Origin of the sequence: Paracoccus stylophorae (assembly GCF_028553765.1) — a bacterium.
Classification (GTDB): Bacteria; Pseudomonadota; Alphaproteobacteria; order Rhodobacterales; family Rhodobacteraceae; genus Paracoccus; species Paracoccus stylophorae.
The window spans coordinates 2,554,670-2,572,418 of sequence record NZ_CP067134.1 but is presented as its reverse complement, the minus strand read 5'-3'; the positions used below and the strand labels follow the sequence as shown (position 1 = coordinate 2,572,418).

Below are 17,749 nucleotides of genomic sequence, written 5' to 3'. Positions count from 1 at the left end.
TAATATTCCAGAAGATGATGAGCGGTTTCGATAATCATCCGCCGCAGGCGCGCATCACGGCAGCGCGACGCCGCGTTCGTCCTTCAGCGTCTTCAGCACGATCTCGGACCGGACCTGTGCCACCTGCGGATGCGGCAGCAGGTGGCGGTGGACGAAATCGGCAAAGGCGTCCAGATCGCGCGCCCGGATGTCCAGCACGTAATCGGCGTCGCCCGAGACCGAGAACGCCGACCGGATCTGCGGATGGGCGGTGACGAAGCGGGCGAAATCATCCTCTTTCGTCTGGCCGTGGCTGGACAGGTTCACGCGGATAATCGCCCGCAGCCCGTGTCCCAGCCTGGTCGCGCTGAGCCTTGCGACATATCCCTCGATCACGCCGGCCTGTTCCAGCGCCGCGCGCCGGCGCGAACATTGCGACGGCGACAGGTTGACGATCTCGGCCAGCGCCGCGTTGGTCATCGACCCGTCGCGCTGCAATGCGGCAAGCAGTGCAATATCGAAGCTGTCCAGTTCCATATCGTGCGTCAGCCGTATGTTTCATGCGCATTCCGTGCAATACTGCCGCAGCGCGCCCGCGCTTCGCAAGCATCGTGCATGGGTTTTCCACGATACTTCGGCCATCGCGACATGGCCGCACCAGACAGGAGGAGCAGATGGGTCCTTTCCCGCACAATGCCCCGAAGGCAACCATTTCCAAGGCGAACCCCGCCGGCACCGACGGCTTCGAGTTCGTCGAATACGCCCACCCCGAACCCGAAAAGCTGGACACGATCTTTCGGCAGATGGGCTTCACCCCGGTGGCAAAACACAAAAGCAAAAATATCACCCTGTATCGTCAGGGCGACATCAACTATCTGCTGAACGCCGATCCCGACAGCCACGCGGCAGAATTCGTCGCCGAACACGGCCCCTGCGCGCCCGCCATGGCGTGGCGCGTGGTCGATGCGCAGGCCGCGCTGAAACGCGCCGTCGATCTGGGCGCCAAGGAATATACCGGCGCCGGCAAATCCATCGACGCCCCGGCCGTCTTCGGCATCGGCGGTTCGCTGCTGTATTTCATCGACCGCTATGGCGATACGGGCAGCGCCTATGACGCCGATTATGACTGGCTGGGCGAGGCGGACCCGAGGCCCGAAGGGTTCGGCTTCTACTATCTCGACCACCTGACCCACAACGTGATCCGCGGCAACATGGACACGTGGTACAAGTTCTACCACGACACGTTCAATTTCCGCGAAATCAAGTTCTTCGACATCAAGGGCAAGCAGACCGGGCTGGTCAGCCGCGCCCTGACCTCGCCCGACGGCAAGATCCGCATCCCGATCAACGAATCCACCGACGAACACAGCCAGATCGAGGAATATCTGCGCGAATACAAGGGTGAGGGGATCCAGCACATCGCCATCGCGACCGAGGATATCTATGCCGGTACCGACCGGATCAGCGATGCGGGGATGGAATTCATGCCCGGCCCGCCCGACACCTATTACGAGATGTCGCACAAGCGGGTGAAGGGCCATGACGAGCCGATCGAGCGGATGAAGAAACACGGCATCCTGATCGACGGCGAAGGCGTCGTCGGCGGCGGCGAGACGCGCATCCTGCTGCAGATCTTCTCGAAGACGGTGATCGGCCCGATCTTCTTCGAGTTCATCCAGCGCAAGGGCGATGACGGCTTCGGCGAGGGCAATTTCCGCGCCCTGTTCGAATCGATCGAGGAAGACCAGATCCGCCGCGGCGTGCTGACCGCCGATCCGGCCGAATGACAGGGACGGCCCCGTCCGGAACATGGCGGGGCCGGTTCGCATGAGTTGGACCGATTACAGCACCGCCCCCGCCCCCGGCACGCCCATCTGCCCGGCTGCCGAGGTGACGGGCGTGCACGCCTTGACCATGCAGGGCGACAAGGGCGCGTTTCCGATCCTGGTGCTGCGCGATGCCGGCGATTATTTCGCCTATGTGAATGCCTGCCCGCATCAGTATCTGCCGCTGAACTATCGCAGCGACCGGATCCGGTCGGCAGACGGCACGATGCTGCTGTGCACGGGCCACGGCGCGCGGTTCGATATCCGCACGGGTGAGGCGATCATGGGCGTGGATTGCGGCCTCGACCCGGTGCCGGTGAAGCTGGTCGAGGGGATGCTGGTGATCGGGGACTGAGATTTCCCGCGTCAGCCTTCCTCACGGACGAAAAACGGAAAGGCCGGGGCAACGAAGCCCCGGCCTTTCCTTGCAGCAAGTTGCCTGCGGTCAGAAACCCGCCTTGATCTTCTCGAACTCGGCCTGCTGGCGTTCGCGCTGTTCGGGCGAATTGGGCGTCTGCGCCAGTATCGGCGCATCGACGGGCGACAGACCTTCCTTCACCGCCGGGTCGTCCTCGACCGTGGCCATCGCCTCGGTCGAGGTGTGGCCATAGCCGATCGTGTCCAGCAGCGCCTGTCCCGCCGACGGCTCCAGCCATGCGTTGATGAAATCATAGGCCTTTTCCTCGTTGCCCGGCCCGTCCTTCAGATTGACGAACCCGCAGAAGAAGGTCGAGGACCCTTCGTCGGCGGCACGCTGGAACGCGATGGGATAGTTGTCGGCCTTCAGATAGGTCACGCCGTCGTTCCACGACCACGCCACATCGACCGCCCCCGACGCCATCAGCTGCGCCTGTTCGGACGGGTCGGACCAGTAGGCCGCGACGTTCTGATGCGCCTGGCGCAGCCAGTCGGCTGCCTTCTGGAACTGTTCGTCGGTCACGTCGGTCCAGTCCGTCGTGCCGGTCGCCAGATAGGCCAGCGCCCAGACATCGTCGGGGCTGTCGGGCAGGGATGTGCGGCCCTGATATTTCGGATCGACAAAGATCTGCAGGGTCGACACATCCTCGGCCGGGACGGTTTCGGGGTTGTAGGCCACGGCCGTCGCGCCCCAGTCGGTGGGGATATACCAGACGCCCTGATCGTCCTTGAAGATGGGCGAATCCAGGAATTCCGGGTCGATCTTGTTGAAATTCGGGATCTTCGAGGTGTCCCACGGCTCGATCAGCCCGGCGTCGCGATATTTGCTGATCATCTGGCTGCACGGATGGGCCACATCGGCCTTAAACCCCGAGGCGATCTTCTGGAACGCCTCGTCGTCGTCGCCATAGAAGGCGAATGTCGGGCTGTCGCCGTGCTTGTCGATATAGCCCTGAAAGATCGACGGTTCCTCGAATCCCGCCCAGTCAAAGACGGTCAGTTCCGAATCGGCGGCGAAGGCGGCTCCGGCAAGGGCGGAAACCAGCGTGGTGGTGGTCAGCAAGCGCATGATCCTGGGGCCTTCCTGTTGGTCCGTTTTCAGGAACGCTAAACGCCCGCCCGCGCCCGCGCAAGAGGATCGCGCCGGCCTGCGCGCCGCCCGCTCAGCGCATGCGCAGCGCGCCGTCCAGCCGGATCACCTCGCCGTTCAGATAGGCGTTCTCGACGATGAAGGCCGCAAGGCGGGCAAATTCCGCCGGATCGCCAAGCCGTGCGGGGAACGGCACCTCGGCGGCCAGGCTGTCCTGCACCTCTTGCGGCAGGCCGCGCAGCATGGGCGTGCCGAAGATGCCGGGCGCGATGGCGCAGACGCGGATGCCCTGACCGGCCAGATCGCGCGCGATGGGCAGGGTCATGCCGGCGATCCCGGCCTTCGAGGCGGCATAGGCGGCCTGTCCCTTCTGCCCGTCAAAGGCGGCGATGGATGCGGTGTTGACGATCACGCCGTTTTCCTCGCGGCTGTTGCGGGCCATTTCGGCGGCGGCAAGGCGCAGGGTGTTGAAGCTGCCGATCAGGTTGATCTCGACCGTGCGGCGGAACGACGACAGGCTGTGCGGCCCGTCGCGACCGACGGTCTTTTCGCCGATCGCGATCCCGGCGCAGTTCACGCACACATCTATGCTGCCCATCCGGTCGACCGCATCGGCGATGGCCGCAGCGACGCTGGCTTCGTCGGTCACGTCGGTCTGCACGAATGCCGCGCCCATCGCGCCGGCGGCCTCGGCGCCGTCGGGGTCGCGGTCCAGAACCGTGACCTGCGCGCCCCGGTCGCGGAAATGCTGCGCCGTCGCCGCGCCCAGCCCCGATGCGCCGCCGGTCACGATGGCGCGGCTGTGTGAAAGATCCATCTGTCCCTCCGTTCGATGTGCCCGCCAATCCATGCCACGCGACAGGCGGTTTCGCCAGCATCCTCGTTCCCGCCGCCACGATCTGCTAGCATGAACCGACAACAGGAGGAGCGGTGATGAACGATCACGTCTATAAATATGTCGACCTTGTCGGGACCTCGACCGAAAGCATCGAGGATGCGGTCCAGAACGCGGTCGGGCGGGCCAGCGAAACGATCCGCAACCTGCGCTGGTTCGAGATCCGCCAGACCCGCGGCCATATCGAGGATGGCCGGGTGCGGCATTATCAGGTCGAGTTGCGGGCGGCCTTCACGCTGGATCCGGGCGACGCCGACGACTGACCGCGCCTCCGCCCCGGACGGCCAAACGGATCAGGTCAGCAGCAATTCGGGATCGCCCGCGATTTGGGCGTCGATGTCGCCGATGGCGCGGCGATCCTTGCCGGCATAATCCACCGCGTGCAGGATCGTCTGGATCGCGGCGATGCGGGCGCGCCGCTTGTCATCGGACCGGATCACCGTCCACGGCGCGATGGGCGAATGGGACAGGTTCAGCGTGTCGCGGATGGCGGTGGTGTAGTCGTCCCATTTCGCCAGCCCTTCCACGTCGACGGGCGACAATTTCCATTGCTTCAGCGGATCGTTTTCGCGGTCCAGGAACCGGCGCAGCTGTTCGGCGCGGCCGACATTCAGCCACAGCTTGACCAGGATGATGCCGTCATCGACCAGCATCTGTTCGAAGGACGGAAGCTGGCGGAAAAAGGCGTTGCGCTGATGGTCGGTGGAAAAGCCGAAGACCCGTTCGACCACGCCGCGATTGTACCAGCTGCGGTCGAACAGCGCGATTTCGCCGGCGGCGGGCAGACGGTCGGCATAGCGCTGGAAATACCACTGGCCCTGTTCACGCTCGGTCGGTTTTGGAAGCGCGACGATATAGCATGACCGGGGGTTCAGGTTTTCGCGCACGCGTTCGATGGTGCCGCCCTTGCCGGCGGCGTCGCGCCCCTCGAACAGGACGACCAGACGTTTCCGGGCGGCGGAAATATCGTGCATCATCCGCACCAGTTGCAGCTGCAACGCCTCAAGATGATCCTCGTAGTCGTCCTTGTCCATTTCCGCGCGATAGGGATAGTCCGGATCGAGGATGTCGTCGCGATCCGCCTTTTCGATGGATTTGCGGACCGGTTTGGGCGCGCCATGTTCCAGATAGTCGCTGATCTGCCCGACCAGGGGCAGTTCGCGCATCGCGGGGGTCGATCCGGGCATCAGCCGCCTCCGATTCGGGTCATGTCATACCAGGTGGTCTGGTAAATCTCGTTGATCCAGTTTCCGTAAAGCAGATGGGCATGGCTGCGCCAGCGGTTCGTGGGCGGCATTGCCGGATCGTCGTCTGGATAATAGTTGCGCGGCACCCCGATCGACCTGCCCGAGGCGATGTCGCGGTCGTGTTCTTCCTTCAGCGTGGTGCTGTCATATTCGAAATGGTTGAAGACATAGACGGCACGGTGGCCCGGATCCTCGACCAGGCAGGGGCCGACCTCGTCGCTGGCCAGAAGGGTGGTCAGGCCGGGAATGGCATCGACCTCGGGCTGGCGCACCTCGGTCCAGCGGCTGACGGGGACCAGCACGTCATCCGAAAAACCGCGCAGATAGGGCGAGGCGGGCGCAAGGTTCCGGTGCCGGAAACAGCCGAACGCCTTCTGCGCCAGCAGGTGCTTGGGCAGGCCGTGGAAATGCCACGCCATCGCCATGCCGCCCCAGCACACGCCGAAGGTGGAATGGACATGGGTCCGGGTCCAGTCGAAGACGCGGGTCAGCTCCGGCCAGTACGAGACCTGTTCGAACGGCAGATGTTCGATCGGCGCGCCGGTGATGACGAGGCCGTCGAATTTCTCGCCCGACGCCTCGACCTCGCGGAAGGGGCGATAGAAGCTTTCCATGTGATCGGCCGCGGTGTTGCGGCTTTCGTGGTCGGACATGCGGATCAGCTGAAAGTCGATCTGCAGCGGCGTGGCGCCGATCAGCCGGGCGAACTGGTTTTCGGTCTGGATCTTCTTGGGCATCAGGTTCAGCAGGCCGATCCGCAGCGGGCGGATGTCCTGCTTGGCGGCGCGGCCGGGGCTCATCACCATGACGCCTTCCTGCGATAGGATGTGGAAGGCGGGCAGGTCTTCGTTCAGGGTGATGGGCATGGCGGCGTCCTTTCGTGACCGACTAACTAGGTTCCGCGCGCGGCAGCGGCAAGATGGGCCGCGCGGTGCCCCGGTATCCGACCAAGGGGGGGGGCGCTGCCCCCCGTCGCGTTCCGCGACGCCCCCCGAGGTATTTGTCAAAGAGGGCGAGGGGCGGGCGCGGTCAGTTCTGACGGCGGTCGATGGCGCGGGCAATCAGATCGGCGAAATCTTCGGGGCTGCGGATCTGCGCGACCTCTTCGGCGGTGACGGTCACGCCGCGCCGCGCCATCGCGCGGTAACGCGGCTGTCGATGGGCCAGCGCGCGGGCATAGGTCCAGCGGATGAAATCGTCGGGATTGACCTCATGCTCTTGCAGGCCCTTTTCGACGCGATAGGCGACCCAGGATCGTTCCAGAAACGCGGGCTGGTAATACATCGGCTTTGGCGCGCGGTCGAAGCGGCGGACCAGTTCGGCGGTATGGGCGTCCGACCCCTTGATCCACACCATCAGCAGGTTCCGTTCCAGCACGTCCAGAACCGGATCGTCGGGATCGTCGGGGTCCACCACCTCGCAGATCGAGCCGCCGCTGTCGCAGACGAAATGCGGGATGCTGTAGATGTCGATGGCGCGATCCATGAAATGGCGCGTGTCCAGCAGGGCCGAGATCTCGGCCTGTCGATGCTGGTTCTGGCGCAGGCAGTATTCGTCAAAGGGCAGGCCGCCGCGGCTGGGGCTGCCGGGCTTGCCCAGATAGGTCGACAGCGGTGCCAGATTGTCGAAGGTGATGTTGCTGGCGATATAGACGCTGTCGGTCATCAGCAATTCGCGCAGCAGCGGCACCTTCATCGCCTCGCGCTTGAAGTTGTCGGCGATGTATTCGCCCATGTAGCGGGTGCCGATGCGGTAATCGATCGAATAGTGGAACCAGTCGCCCGACGCGCGCAGCATGTTCGACAGATAGGTCTTGCCCAGCCCGGACATGCCGAACAGCACCACACGCCGGTTCGCCGCCCCAAGCCAGGCGCTGCCGCTGCCATAGATCATGCCGATTCCCTTTTCTGGTCGGCACATAGGTAATCGGTCGGCCGCGCAAGGCAAAGGCCCCGCCGGGGCGGGGCCGAGCCGTTGTCGCGCCGATCCGGGATCAGAAGCTGTAGCCGACCCGGACGCCGACGCCCCAGGCATCGCTGTCCCGCATCGCGGCGCGCTGCACGTCGGGCGTGCCGGTTTCCGGATTGGCGTCGCCCAGCTTGGTATAGTTGATGCCGGTGGTGATCTTCATGTTGCCCTGGGTATAGATCGCGGCCAGGGTGATGCCCTTGCGGCCGTTGGTGGGCGCCAGCGGAGACACCAGATCGTCGCCGCCTTTTTCATAGGTGAAGGACGCGGACCCGGACCAGTTGTCGGTGAACTGGCGGCCAACGCCAAGCGTGTAGGTGGTCGTGTCCTCAAGCTCGACCAGACCGCCGCCGGTCACGGCCACGAATCGCTCGGGAGCGACGCGGAATTCGGACCAGTTCACCCACCGGATCGAGCCGAAGACCAGGGTGCCGGGCGCGACGCCGGTCTGGAATTCCAGGTTCCAGCTTTCGGGCGTGGTCACCGTCGTGGTCGATTCGCCCGCCAGCAGCGGCAGGGCGGGAATCGGTCCGGGTCCGTCAGGATCTATGGTCGGGCCGGTTTCGGTGGTGGCGAAGTCGTGATCCACCTCCGAGTTGTAGGTCAGCGAGACGCGGGCCGCGATCTCGGGCCGTTCCCACGCCGCGCCGGCGACCCAGCCCACCCCGGTATCATTGTCCAGGCTGACATTGTAGCCAGCCACCGCGCCATAGGCCAAACCGTCCAGCGTCACGTCGCCGCTGGCGCGCGAACCCCGGATACCGCCGTGGACCGAGAGATTGTTCTGGAACTCATAGCGGCCAAGCGCCGTGAATGTCGTCGAATCCACGTTTGCGATGGTCCCGCCCAGCAACAGCGAACCGCCGGCGGCCACGTCGGGATAGCGGATATCGGCGCCGAACGGCTGTTCGATGATGATCGCGGCCGAGACGTTCGGCGTGAACTGATGCTTGTAGCTGAGACCCACGAAGCCATAGCCTTGGGCCACATCGCCGGTCGCGAAGCCGGCGACATCGGTGCCCTCGACCGTGGGATCGACGCCGCCGAAGCTGAGTTCGGCATAGTTCCCCTCTTCGAACAACGCCGCCAGCGACTGGGGCGCGCGTTCGATCCCGCCCGCCAGAACGGGCGCGGCCGTCATCAGCAGGGCTGCCGCGCCGGTGATTGCAGTTTTCATGTCCAGAACCTCCCTCTGTCGGCCGTGTGGCCTTGCGATCACACTAGCGCGAGTCGGTTGCGAATCAATTATCGCGTTGCGGTTGCGGCACGGTTTCGGCCCGTGACCTTGCGGCACCGTGGCATTGGCGCAACGGCGTCCCGGCCGGCGGACCCGATCCGTGCCGCCGTGCCGCCGTGCCGCCGTGCCGCCGTGCCGCCGGGGCGGTGGGGGCTGGACAATTCCGCGACCTCGTGAAAGGGGAAACTGCCAAACGAAATTGCCGCAAGGATACACGCCATGCAGATTCGTGAGGCCCTGACCTTCGACGATGTGCTTCTGGTTCCCGCCGCATCCTCGGTGATGCCGTCCACCGCCGATGTGACGACGCAGGTGACGCGTTCGATCGCGATGAACATCCCGCTGCTGTCCTCGGCCATGGATACCGTCACCGAAAGCCGCATGGCCATCGCCATGGCGCAGGCGGGCGGCATGGGGGTCGTTCACCGCAACCTGACCGTCGATCAGCAGGCCGACGAGGTGCGCCGGGTCAAGCGGTTCGAATCCGGCATCGTCTATGACCCGATCACGCTGCGCCCCGACCAGACGCTGGCCGATGCCAAGGCGTTTCAGGACCGCTATAACGTGACCGGCTTTCCGGTGGTGGACGATCAGGGCCGGGTGGTCGGCATCGTCACCAACCGCGACATGCGCTTTGCCAGCGACGACCGCACGCCGGTGCGGGCGATGATGACCAGCGACCGTCTGGCGATGCTGACCGAACCCGCCGACCGCCAGCAGGCCATCGACCTGATGAAGGAACGCCGGATCGAAAAGCTGCTGGTGACGGACGGGCAGGGACGGCTGACCGGCCTGCTGACGCTGAAGGACACCGAGAAATCGGTGCTGAACCCGCTTGCGTGCAAAGATGATCTGGGCCGTCTGCGGGTGGCCGCGGCCTCGACCGTCGGCAATGAGGGGTTCGAGCGCAGCCAGGCCCTGATCGAGGCCGGCGTGGACATGGTCGTCATCGACACCGCGCATGGCCATTCGGATTCGGTCGCGATGGCGGTCGAGCGGGTCAAGAAATTCTCGTCCGACATCCAGGTCGTCGCCGGAAACGTCGCCACGGCCGAGGGCGCGCGCGCGCTGATCGACGCGGGCGCCGACGCGGTCAAGGTGGGCATCGGGCCGGGCAGCATCTGCACCACGCGGGTGGTGGCGGGGGTCGGCGTGCCGCAGCTGACGGCGATTATGGATGCGGCGGGCGCGGCCGGCGATGTGCCGGTGATCGCGGATGGCGGGATCAAGTTTTCGGGCGATTTCGCCAAGGCGATCGCGGCGGGCGCAAGCTGCGCCATGGTCGGCAGCGCCATCGCCGGCACCGACGAAAGCCCCGGCGAGATGATCCTGTATCAGGGCCGCAGCTTCAAATCCTATCGCGGCATGGGCAGCCTGGGCGCGATGGCGCGCGGCAGCGCCGACCGCTATTTCCAGAAGGATGCGGCGACCGACAAGCTGGTCCCCGAGGGGATCGAGGGGCAGGTGCCCTACAAGGGTCCGGCGGGGGCGGTGATCCACCAGCTGGTTGGCGGGCTGCGCGCGGCGATGGGCTATACCGGCTGCGCGACGGTGGCCGAGATGCGACGCAACTGCCAGTTCGTGCGCATCACCGGCGCGGGGCTGAAGGAAAGCCACGTCCACGACGTGCAGATCACGCGCGAAAGCCCGAATTACAGGCTGGGGTAGCGCGGCGGCACCGGCAGGCCCCGGCGCGGCCGCCTAATCGGTCAGGAACCGCATCAGGAACCAGGCAAGACCTGAACAGATCAGTGTGGCGGCGATGACCGGAATGGCCGTGCCGTCATACAGCAGCCCGACCGGCGCGGCGATCAGCGTGGCCAGCACGGTCGAGATCGCGGCGACGATCGAGGCCGCCATCCCCGCGATATGACCCATATATTGCAGCGCCAGCGCGTTCAGGTTGCCGAATGTGACGCCGGCCATGAAGAAGACGCTGACGCACCACAGGAAGAAGGCCGGAAAATGCAGTGCGGGCGGCAGAAGATCGCCCGCGACCAGGATCAGCATCGTCGCGCTGACGCAGGTCTGCATGATATAGGCCCATTTCGCGATCCGCCGCATCCCGAAGCGGGTCACGAAGGCCGCGTTCAGGATCGTGCCTGTCCCCGACAGCAGCGCCATGGCGGCGAACCAGGCCGGGAACGCATCACCCTTGCCGTAAGCCTCGCCGAACAGTTGCTGGGCCGAGGACAGCAGCCCGAACATCTGCCCGAAGCCAAGCGTCAGGATCAGCGTGCACAGCATCACGTGGCGGTTGCCCAGAACCTCGCGCGCGGCCTCGCGCAGCGGTCCGGGCCGCAAGGGGCGGCGGCGTTCGCGCGGCAGGGTCTCGGCCTGGCGCAGGTTCAGCCAGCTTGACCCGATCAGCGCAAAGATCAGAAAGCCGATGAAGACGCCGTGCCAGCCCGCCAGCCAGATCATCCCCGCCCCGATCGAGGGGGCCAGCGCCGGAACGATGATGAACACCATCATCACGAAGCTGGTGATCCGCGCCATCTCTCGGCCCGCGTAAAGGTCGCGGACCAGAGCCAGACCGACGATGCGGGGGCCCGCCGCGCCAAGCCCCTGCACGAAGCGGGCGATCAGCAGCATCTCGATCGAGTCGGCGAAGATCGCGGCGATGGTCGCGGCGGCATAGATCCCGAAGCCGATGGTGATCGCGGGCTTGCGGCCGATCGCGTCCGAGATCGGGCCCGCAAACAGTGTTCCCGCGCCCATGCCGGCCACGAACGCGGTCAGGATCAGCTGCGCCACGTTGGCATTGTCGGGCGTCAGTTCGGCGGCGATGGCCGGCAGCGCGGGCAGCATCGCGTCGATGGAAAAGGCGATGGTGGCGAACAGGAAGGCCAGCATCGCGATGAATTCGGGCATCGGCAGCCGCCTCAGCGGCGTTGCCGACGACGGTATGGCCTGGGACATCGGGGGCACCTTTCGGTCAGGCCCTGCCCTTAGCGTGACGTTGCACGGCGTGCAAGTCTGCTTATCCCTCGCCCGCGGCCCCTGCCGTTCCGGCGATTTCGTCGATCACCTGCTGCCACAGGCTGGCGGGCTGGGCGCCGTTCACGGCATGGGTGTCGGCCACGATGAAGGTCGGCACCGATTGAATGCCGCGCTTGCGGGCGTGTTCTTCGCGCCGGGCGATCTCGTCGCGGTCGGCGTCGCCCTCCAGCAGATGTGCGATCATGGCGGCGTCCAGCCCGGCTTGCCCGGCAATGGCAGCCAGTTCCGCGCTGTCGCCGATATCGCGCGCCTCTTGCCAATGGGCGCGCAGCAATCCCGACATGACCCGCGACTGCGCGCCTTCCAGCCCCGCCCAATGCATCAGCCGATGCGCGTCGGTCGTGTCGGGCTGGCGCGCGGGCAGGTGCAGGTCCAGCCCCATGGCGGCGGCGCGATCGACCACCGCGCGCGCGGCCTCGGCCGCGCCGGGCTTCAGGCGCAGATATTCCAGCCGGTCCATGCCCTCGGGCGGCATCTGCGGGTTCAGGCGGAACGGGTGCCAGACGATCCGGAACGGATGGTCCGGCCTGCTTTCCAGCGCGCGGTCCAGTTCCAGCTTGCCGATCAGGCACCAGGGGCAGACCGGATCGGAAAAGATGTCCAGCGCGATCATGGCCGGTCCTTGCGATGGGTTTCGCGCAGCGCGCGGCGATTGATCTTGCCCGTGGGGGTGCGCGGCAGGGCCGGCAGCGGGATGAATTCGCGCGGCTGCTTGTATCGCGCCAGCGCGGATCGGGCCAGTTCTTGCAACGCCGCCGCATCGGCGCTGCCGGTCCAGAACGCGGCGATGATGCTGCTGCCGGCCCCCACTGCAAGCTCGGTCACGGCGACATCGCCGGCGTCGGGGTGGCTGGCAAGAACCTCCTCGATCTCGGACGGGGCGACGCGGAAGCCGCCGGCATTCATGATGTCGTCGGCGCGGCCAAGCAGCGTCACCGCGCCATCATCGCCGATCCGGGCCTGATCGCCGGTCATGAACCAGTTGCCGCGAAACCGCGCGGCCGTGTCGGCCGGCTGGTCCAGATAGCCCAGAAACAGCCCCGGATCGTCGGCCCGCACCGCCAGCGCCCCCGGCTGGCCGTCGGCGACAGGCGTGCCATCCGGCGACAGGATCGCGACATGCCGGCCGGGCTGGGGAAAGCCCGCCGTTCCCGGCGGGGCAGGGCGGTCGGGACTGCCCGAGATGAAGGTGGACAACTCGGACGCGCCCATCGCCTCGTGCAGGTCGGTTCCGGTCCGCGCCTGCCAGTCGGCCCGCAGCGACGGGTCCAGCCTTTCGCCGGCGGCCAGCGCGTGGCGCAGGCTGGGGATGGGCGGCCAGTCCGACCGCAGTATGCGCCGGAAGATGCCCGGCGCGCCGGCAAGGATCGTCGCCCCGTGGCGCGACGCCAGCAGCGGGATCTGTTCCAGCGCCGTGCCCTCGGCCGGGATCAGCGCGGTGGCGCCGACCGTCCAGGGGTCCAGCAGCCCGGTGCCCAGGGTGAAGGTCCAGTTGAACGCGCCGGCATGCATCATCCGGTCGCTGTCGCGCAGCCCATACCAGCCGTCGAACATCATCCGCCGCGCCAGAATGGCGCGATGGGCGTGCATGACCGCACGCGGCTGGCCGGAACTGCCCGAGGTGTAGATGATATAGGCCAGCCGGTCGGGATCGCCCGGCGCGAACGGCGCCGGCGGCAGATCGGCAAAACCGGACAGCGCGGCTTCGGCAAGAACCGGGGCCGGATGATCGGGCAGCGCGACGCCCGCCCCGGCGATCACCATCGCGGGGTCGATTTCGGCCGCAATCTTGGTGATTTCGCGGCCGGTCAGCATGGCCGAGGTCGGCACCGGCACGATGCCGGCGGCGATCGCGCCCAGATAGACGATGGGAAAGCCGGGCGTGTTTCCCAACCGCATCAGCAGCCGGTCGCCGGGCTTCAGCCCCGCGCGCAGCAGGCCCGTCGCCGTGCCGCGCATCGCGCCGATCAGTCGCGCATAGGACCATCGTTCCGCGCCTGTCGGCCCGACGACCGACAGCGCCAGCTTGTCCGGGTGGGCCATGCCCGCGCGCAGGATGTATTCGGCCATGTTCATCGGTAACGCTCCGGCGCCGGCTGTCGGACGGCGCTCTTCTTGTTCATGGGCTTGGGGACCGGGGTTGCCGCGCCCCCTTACGACGGCGATCGGCGTTGCGCCAGACCGCGAACGCCGCCGCGGCAATGGAAAACGGCCCGCGCGGGCGGGCCGTTTCGCCGGATCCGTCGCCGGATCAGAGCAGTTTCAGATCGCTGGCCGATGCGCGGCCGTCGCGGCCCGACTGCAATTCATAGGCGATCTTCTGATCGTCCTTCAGTTCGGTCAGCCCGGCGCGTTCGACCGCCGAGATGTGGACGAACACATCCTTGCCGCCGTCGTCGGGCGCGATGAAGCCATAGCCTTTGGTGGCGTTGAACCATTTTACCGTTCCGGTCGCCATAACCGTTCTCTCCTTCAAGTCATCCCGACGCAGGATTGCGTCAGGCCGTGCAGCCCGCTTTCGGTCTTCCGGCTGCCCATCTTCGAAGGGAGGCGGTAGAAAGTCTTCGCTCACGCAGATGAGAGGATGAACGATTCGTTAAGAAACGCAAGCAGGAAACACCCGCAAGCTGCGCTGCAGGTGTCCGACTTGCGTCACATTGGCGCTTTTCAGCGCAGGTCCGGCGGGGTGGCCTCGTCCTTCAGAACCGCTGTCGCCTCTGCCAGCGACAAGGTCCGGCTTCCCTGCTGGTCCAGCCGGCGCATCGATACGGACCGACTCTCTACCTCTTTCATGCCGATGGCAAGGATCGCGGGAACCTTGGCCACGGAATGTTCGCGGACCTTGTAGTTGATCTTTTCGTTGCGGGTGTCGGCCTCGGCGCGCAGGCCGGCGGCGCGCAGGGCGTCCACGACCTCGTGCACGTAATCGTCGGCATCCGACACGATCGAGGCGACGACGACCTGTCGCGGCGCAAGCCACAGCGGCAGCTTGCCGGCATAGTTCTCGATCAGGATGCCGATGAACCGCTCGAAACTGCCAAGGATGGCGCGGTGCAGCATGACCGGGCGATGCTTGGCCCCGTCGTCGCCGATATATTCCGCCTCAAGCCGCACGGGCAGGTTGAAATCGACCTGGAACGTGCCGCATTGCCATTCGCGGCCGATGGCGTCGGTCAGCTTGAAATCCAGCTTGGGACCATAGAACGCGCCTTCGCCCGGATCGACCTGGTAATCGTTGCGGACGTTCAGGATCGCCTTTTCCAGCGCGCTTTCGGCCTTGTCCCAGACCTCGTCCGAACCGACCCTGACCTCGGGGCGGGTGGACAGCTTGATGTCGAAGGACTGAAAGCCCAGATCCGCGTAGACCGAGCTGAGCAGGTCCAGAAAGCGCGCGCACTCCGCCTCGATCTGGTCCTCGGTGCAGAAGATATGCGCGTCGTCCTGCACGAAGCCGCGCACCCGCATCAGCCCGTGCATCGAGCCCGAGCTTTCATAGCGGTGGCACGATCCGAATTCGGCCAGCCGCAGCGGCAGGTCGCGATAGGATTTCAGGCCCTGGTTGTAGATCTGGACGTGGCAGGGGCAGTTCATCGGCTTCAGCGCGTTGATGCGCTTCTCGCGCGCGCCTTCCTCGTCCACCTCGACCAGGAACATGTGTTCGCGATACGCCTCCCAGTGGCCGGATTTTTCCCACAGCACGCGGTCCACGACCTGCGGGGTGCGGATCTCGCGATAGCCGCCGGCGATCTGGCGGCGGCGCATATACGCCTCCAGCTCGCGATAGATCGTCCAGCCGTTGGGGTGCCAGAACACCATCCCCGGCGCCTCTTCCTGGAAATGGAACAGCTCCATCTCGCGGCCCAGCTTGCGGTGATCGCGCTTGGCTGCCTCTTCCAGCATGGTCAGATGCGCCTTCAGGTCCTCGCGGTTCCTGAACGCGACGCCGTAGATGCGTTGCAGCATCGGGCGGCTGGCATCGCCCAGCCAATAGGCACCGGCGACATGGGTCAGCCGGAACGCGTCGGCGGGCAGTTGCCCGGTATGTTGCAGATGCGGGCCGCGGCACAGATCCTGCCAGTCGCCGTGCCAGTACATCCGCACATCCTCGCCCTCGGGGATGCGGTCGATCAGTTCCAGCTTGAAGGGTTCGTTCGCCGCCTTGTAATGCGCGATGGCGCGGTCGCGGTCCCAGATCTCGGTGCGGACGGGATCGCGGGCGGCGATGATCTCTTTCATCTTCGCCTCGATCCGGCCCAGATCCTCGGGGGTGAAGGGTTCGTCGCGGTCGAAATCGTAAAACCACCCCTGATCGCGCACCGGGCCGATGGTCACCTTCACGTCGGGCCAGATTTCCTGCACGGCGCGGGCCATGACATGGGCGAAATCATGACGGATCAGTTCCAGCGCGGCGGCATCGTCCTTCATCGTGTTGATGGTGATCGCGCCGCTGTCGGTGATCGGCCACGCCAAATCGATATGCCGCCCGTCCAGATTGGCCGAGATCGCGCGCTTGGCCAGGCTGGGCGCAATGCTTTCGGCCACCTCGGCGGCGGTGATGCCGGCGGGATAGTCGCGCGAGCTGCCATCGGGAAAGGAAAGGGAAATCTGGGACATTCACGTCCTCCTCGTCGGTTCGGCGCCCACGGAACGCCCGGCTGCGGGTATGTCGGCGGCACACATGGACCCCGGCGCGAAAACTGTCAAGAATAAGGCCGCGCCTGTCAGGGCGACCGCCATTCAAGGACAAGGAACGGGGACCGCGCATGAGCCAGTATCTGACCACCGGCGACGGACGCCGCATCGCCTATCGCCACCTCGCCGGCACGGGGCCGGGGGTCGTCTTTCTGGGCGGGTTCAAATCCGACATGACCGGCACCAAGGCCATGTATCTTCAGGACTGGGCGCAGCGCACGGGGCGCGGCTTTCTGCGCTTCGACTATTCCGGCCACGGCGACAGCAGCGGCAGTTTCGAGGATGGCAGCATCGGCGATTGGGCGGCGGATGCGCGCGCGGTGCTGGAATCGCTGACCGACGGGCCGCAGGTTCTGGTCGGGTCCAGCATGGGCGGCTGGATCGGTCTGCTTCTGGCGCGCGCCCTGCCGCAGCGCGTGGCCGGGCTGGTGACCGTCGCCGCCGCACCGGATTTCACCGAACACGGCTATTGGGCCGGGTTCGATCAGGCGCAGCGCGACACGCTGATGCGCCACGGCCGGCTGGAGGTGCCAAGCGAGTATGACGATCAGCCCTATGTCATCACCCGCCGCCTGATCGAAGACGGGCGTGAACGACTGGTGATGAACCAGCCCCTGCGCCTGCCGTTCCCCGTCCGCATGTTGCAGGGAACGGCGGACGCGGATGTGCCGATGGACTGGGCGCTGCGCCTGCTGGATCACGCCCGGGGCGACGATATCCGCCTTACGCTGGTGAAAGGCGCGGATCACCGGTTTTCGACGCCGGAATGCCTGTCGCTGATTACCCGGTCGATCGAGGATGTGGCGGGCTGATCCCTTGGCGCGCACGACCGGTCCGGACCGGCCAGTCGGCCGGCCGGACGATCCCGAACGCCTTAGAAGATGATCGTCAGATGTTCACCCATGTCGGGCTTGTCGCCGGTGATCTTAGATTTTGCGATCTGATACAGGAAACCCACGCTGCCGCCGGTGACCCAGATCTCGGCGCTTGAAGGGGTAAAGCGCATCAGCTGCACGTCGTCGTCGCGCTTGCCATCCTCGAACCAGCTTGAGGCGACGGCGTTCCACAACTCGTCCAGCTTGTCACGGTCGTCCGACAGGGCAAGTTCGCCCTCGATCCGGGCATACAGCCCCTCATCCCCGTCCGACACGACGTGAAGGGCAGGGCGCGCGCCCTGGGCGGCGGCCTCGGCCAGTTCGGTCTGCTTGGCGGTGATGAACCACAGCGCCGATTCGTCGCGGTCGGCGTAATGCGACATCGGGACAAGGCGCATGTCCTCCGCCAGCCCCAGCATCCCGGCATTGATGTCGCCAAGCCGGTCCCAGAACCGGGCGCGCATTTCGTTCAGGTCAGTCATCTCGTTCCTCCGGATCGCGTGATGCGATCTTCGCAGGA

Annotated in this window: 18 protein-coding genes; 5 read left to right on the top strand and 13 right to left on the bottom strand. The window is 65.9% G+C overall.

All coding sequences use genetic code 11. The annotated features are described in order from the left end of the window. Window positions 1-54 precede the first annotated feature (54 nt). Window positions 55-516, bottom strand: coding sequence for an Lrp/AsnC family transcriptional regulator (locus JHW45_RS12705; RefSeq protein ID WP_272857971.1), 462 nt, complete (start codon window positions 514-516; stop codon window positions 55-57). Window positions 517-653: 137 nt separating this feature from the next. On the opposite strand from JHW45_RS12705, the gene hppD reads away from it, so the two are divergent. Together hppD and JHW45_RS12695 are read left to right on the top strand one after the other, a co-directional pair. Next, window positions 654-1,766, top strand: coding sequence for a 4-hydroxyphenylpyruvate dioxygenase (gene hppD / locus JHW45_RS12700; RefSeq protein WP_272857970.1), 1,113 nt, complete (start codon window positions 654-656; stop codon window positions 1,764-1,766). 40 nt (window positions 1,767-1,806) lie between these two features. Further along, complete coding sequence (locus tag JHW45_RS12695; protein WP_272857969.1) at window positions 1,807-2,160, top strand: Rieske (2Fe-2S) protein; 354 nt, start codon at window positions 1,807-1,809, stop codon at window positions 2,158-2,160. Between the two features lie 90 nt (window positions 2,161-2,250). Here the strand turns inward: JHW45_RS12695 and JHW45_RS12690 are convergent, their stop codons facing one another. Both JHW45_RS12690 and JHW45_RS12685 read right to left on the bottom strand, forming a co-directional pair. Beyond that, on the bottom strand, window positions 2,251-3,291 hold the full coding sequence (locus JHW45_RS12690) for an ABC transporter substrate-binding protein (RefSeq protein WP_272857968.1): 1,041 nt from the start codon (window positions 3,289-3,291) through the stop codon (window positions 2,251-2,253). A gap of 94 nt (window positions 3,292-3,385) precedes the next feature. Then, the gene (locus JHW45_RS12685) at window positions 3,386-4,129 is read right to left on the bottom strand and encodes an SDR family NAD(P)-dependent oxidoreductase (RefSeq protein WP_272857967.1); all 744 of its coding nucleotides are present in this window, start codon (window positions 4,127-4,129) and stop codon (window positions 3,386-3,388) included. Window positions 4,130-4,245: 116 nt separating this feature from the next. Here JHW45_RS12685 and JHW45_RS12680 point away from each other — a divergent pair, with 116 nt between their 5' ends. Next, window positions 4,246-4,470 (top strand): dodecin, encoded by a 225-nt coding sequence (locus tag JHW45_RS12680; protein ID WP_272857966.1) that lies wholly within the window; start codon window positions 4,246-4,248, stop codon window positions 4,468-4,470. Window positions 4,471-4,500: 30 nt separating this feature from the next. Here the strand turns inward: JHW45_RS12680 and ppk2 are convergent, their stop codons facing one another. The 4 genes from ppk2 to JHW45_RS12660 all read right to left on the bottom strand — a co-directional run bounded on the left by ppk2 (window position 4,501) and on the right by JHW45_RS12660 (window position 8,599). Then, window positions 4,501-5,394, bottom strand: coding sequence for a polyphosphate kinase 2 (ppk2, locus tag JHW45_RS12675; RefSeq protein ID WP_272857965.1), 894 nt, complete (start codon window positions 5,392-5,394; stop codon window positions 4,501-4,503). Beyond that, window positions 5,394-6,320 (bottom strand): homoserine O-succinyltransferase, encoded by a 927-nt coding sequence (locus tag JHW45_RS12670; RefSeq protein WP_272857964.1) that lies wholly within the window; start codon window positions 6,318-6,320, stop codon window positions 5,394-5,396. Before JHW45_RS12670 ends, ppk2 begins: the two co-directional genes overlap by 1 nt. A 163-nt stretch (window positions 6,321-6,483) precedes the next feature. Further along, a complete protein-coding gene (locus JHW45_RS12665) occupies window positions 6,484-7,347 on the bottom strand; it encodes an ATPase (RefSeq protein ID WP_272857963.1) in 864 nt (287 codons plus the stop codon). 100 nt (window positions 7,348-7,447) lie between these two features. Then, window positions 7,448-8,599, bottom strand: a complete 1,152-nt coding sequence (locus tag JHW45_RS12660; RefSeq protein WP_272857962.1) for an OmpP1/FadL family transporter — start codon at window positions 8,597-8,599, stop codon at window positions 7,448-7,450. A gap of 279 nt (window positions 8,600-8,878) precedes the next feature. Here JHW45_RS12660 and guaB point away from each other — a divergent pair, with 279 nt between their 5' ends. Then, complete coding sequence (gene guaB, locus JHW45_RS12655) at window positions 8,879-10,327, top strand: IMP dehydrogenase (RefSeq protein WP_272857961.1); 1,449 nt, start codon at window positions 8,879-8,881, stop codon at window positions 10,325-10,327. Between the two features lie 33 nt (window positions 10,328-10,360). On the opposite strand, the gene JHW45_RS12650 is transcribed toward guaB, so the two are convergent. From JHW45_RS12650 to thrS, 5 genes are all read right to left on the bottom strand, one after another. Beyond that, window positions 10,361-11,581, bottom strand: a complete 1,221-nt coding sequence (locus JHW45_RS12650) for a Bcr/CflA family efflux MFS transporter (RefSeq protein WP_272857960.1) — start codon at window positions 11,579-11,581, stop codon at window positions 10,361-10,363. Between the two features lie 61 nt (window positions 11,582-11,642). Next, window positions 11,643-12,275, bottom strand: a complete 633-nt coding sequence (locus JHW45_RS12645; protein ID WP_272857959.1) for a DsbA family oxidoreductase — start codon at window positions 12,273-12,275, stop codon at window positions 11,643-11,645. Next, window positions 12,272-13,738, bottom strand: coding sequence for a class I adenylate-forming enzyme family protein (locus JHW45_RS12640; protein ID WP_272857958.1), 1,467 nt, complete (start codon window positions 13,736-13,738; stop codon window positions 12,272-12,274). The genes JHW45_RS12645 and JHW45_RS12640 overlap by 4 nt, the downstream gene beginning before the upstream one ends. 175 nt (window positions 13,739-13,913) lie before the next feature. Then, entirely contained in the window at window positions 13,914-14,120 is a 207-nt protein-coding gene (locus JHW45_RS12635) for a cold-shock protein (protein ID WP_272857957.1), read from the bottom strand. Window positions 14,121-14,329: 209 nt separating this feature from the next. Next, window positions 14,330-16,276 carry a threonine--tRNA ligase gene (gene thrS, locus JHW45_RS12630; RefSeq protein WP_272857956.1) on the bottom strand — a complete coding sequence of 649 codons (1,947 nt, stop codon included), beginning with the start codon at window positions 16,274-16,276 and terminating at the stop codon, window positions 14,330-14,332. 149 nt (window positions 16,277-16,425) lie between these two features. Between thrS and JHW45_RS12625 the strand changes: the two genes are divergently transcribed. Next, entirely contained in the window at window positions 16,426-17,166 is a 741-nt protein-coding gene (locus tag JHW45_RS12625) for an alpha/beta fold hydrolase (protein WP_272857955.1), read from the top strand. A gap of 62 nt (window positions 17,167-17,228) precedes the next feature. Here the strand turns inward: JHW45_RS12625 and JHW45_RS12620 are convergent, their stop codons facing one another. After that, on the bottom strand, window positions 17,229-17,711 hold the full coding sequence (locus JHW45_RS12620) for a pyridoxamine 5'-phosphate oxidase family protein (protein WP_272857954.1): 483 nt from the start codon (window positions 17,709-17,711) through the stop codon (window positions 17,229-17,231). Window positions 17,712-17,749: the final 38 nt, after the last annotated feature.

Coding starts and splice junctions, on each gene's coding strand:
- JHW45_RS12640 (WP_272857958.1), bottom strand. CDS start 13,738: ATGAACATGGCCGAATACATCCTGCGCGCGGGCATGGCCCACCCGGAC.
- ppk2 (WP_272857965.1), bottom strand. CDS start 5,394: ATGCCCGGATCGACCCCCGCGATGCGCGAACTGCCCCTGGTCGGGCAG.
- JHW45_RS12650 (WP_272857960.1), bottom strand. CDS start 11,581: ATGTCCCAGGCCATACCGTCGTCGGCAACGCCGCTGAGGCGGCTGCCG.
- JHW45_RS12690 (WP_272857968.1), bottom strand. CDS start 3,291: ATGCGCTTGCTGACCACCACCACGCTGGTTTCCGCCCTTGCCGGAGCC.
- JHW45_RS12685 (WP_272857967.1), bottom strand. CDS start 4,129: ATGGATCTTTCACACAGCCGCGCCATCGTGACCGGCGGCGCATCGGGG.
- JHW45_RS12620 (WP_272857954.1), bottom strand. CDS start 17,711: ATGACTGACCTGAACGAAATGCGCGCCCGGTTCTGGGACCGGCTTGGC.
- JHW45_RS12635 (WP_272857957.1), bottom strand. CDS start 14,120: ATGGCGACCGGAACGGTAAAATGGTTCAACGCCACCAAAGGCTATGGC.
- guaB (WP_272857961.1), top strand. CDS start 8,879: ATGCAGATTCGTGAGGCCCTGACCTTCGACGATGTGCTTCTGGTTCCC.
- JHW45_RS12670 (WP_272857964.1), bottom strand. CDS start 6,320: ATGCCCATCACCCTGAACGAAGACCTGCCCGCCTTCCACATCCTATCG.
- JHW45_RS12660 (WP_272857962.1), bottom strand. CDS start 8,599: ATGAAAACTGCAATCACCGGCGCGGCAGCCCTGCTGATGACGGCCGCG.
- JHW45_RS12695 (WP_272857969.1), top strand. CDS start 1,807: ATGAGTTGGACCGATTACAGCACCGCCCCCGCCCCCGGCACGCCCATC.
- JHW45_RS12625 (WP_272857955.1), top strand. CDS start 16,426: ATGAGCCAGTATCTGACCACCGGCGACGGACGCCGCATCGCCTATCGC.
- JHW45_RS12680 (WP_272857966.1), top strand. CDS start 4,246: ATGAACGATCACGTCTATAAATATGTCGACCTTGTCGGGACCTCGACC.
- JHW45_RS12665 (WP_272857963.1), bottom strand. CDS start 7,347: ATGATCTATGGCAGCGGCAGCGCCTGGCTTGGGGCGGCGAACCGGCGT.
- JHW45_RS12705 (WP_272857971.1), bottom strand. CDS start 516: ATGGAACTGGACAGCTTCGATATTGCACTGCTTGCCGCATTGCAGCGC.
- JHW45_RS12645 (WP_272857959.1), bottom strand. CDS start 12,275: ATGATCGCGCTGGACATCTTTTCCGATCCGGTCTGCCCCTGGTGCCTG.
- thrS (WP_272857956.1), bottom strand. CDS start 16,276: ATGTCCCAGATTTCCCTTTCCTTTCCCGATGGCAGCTCGCGCGACTAT.
- hppD (WP_272857970.1), top strand. CDS start 654: ATGGGTCCTTTCCCGCACAATGCCCCGAAGGCAACCATTTCCAAGGCG.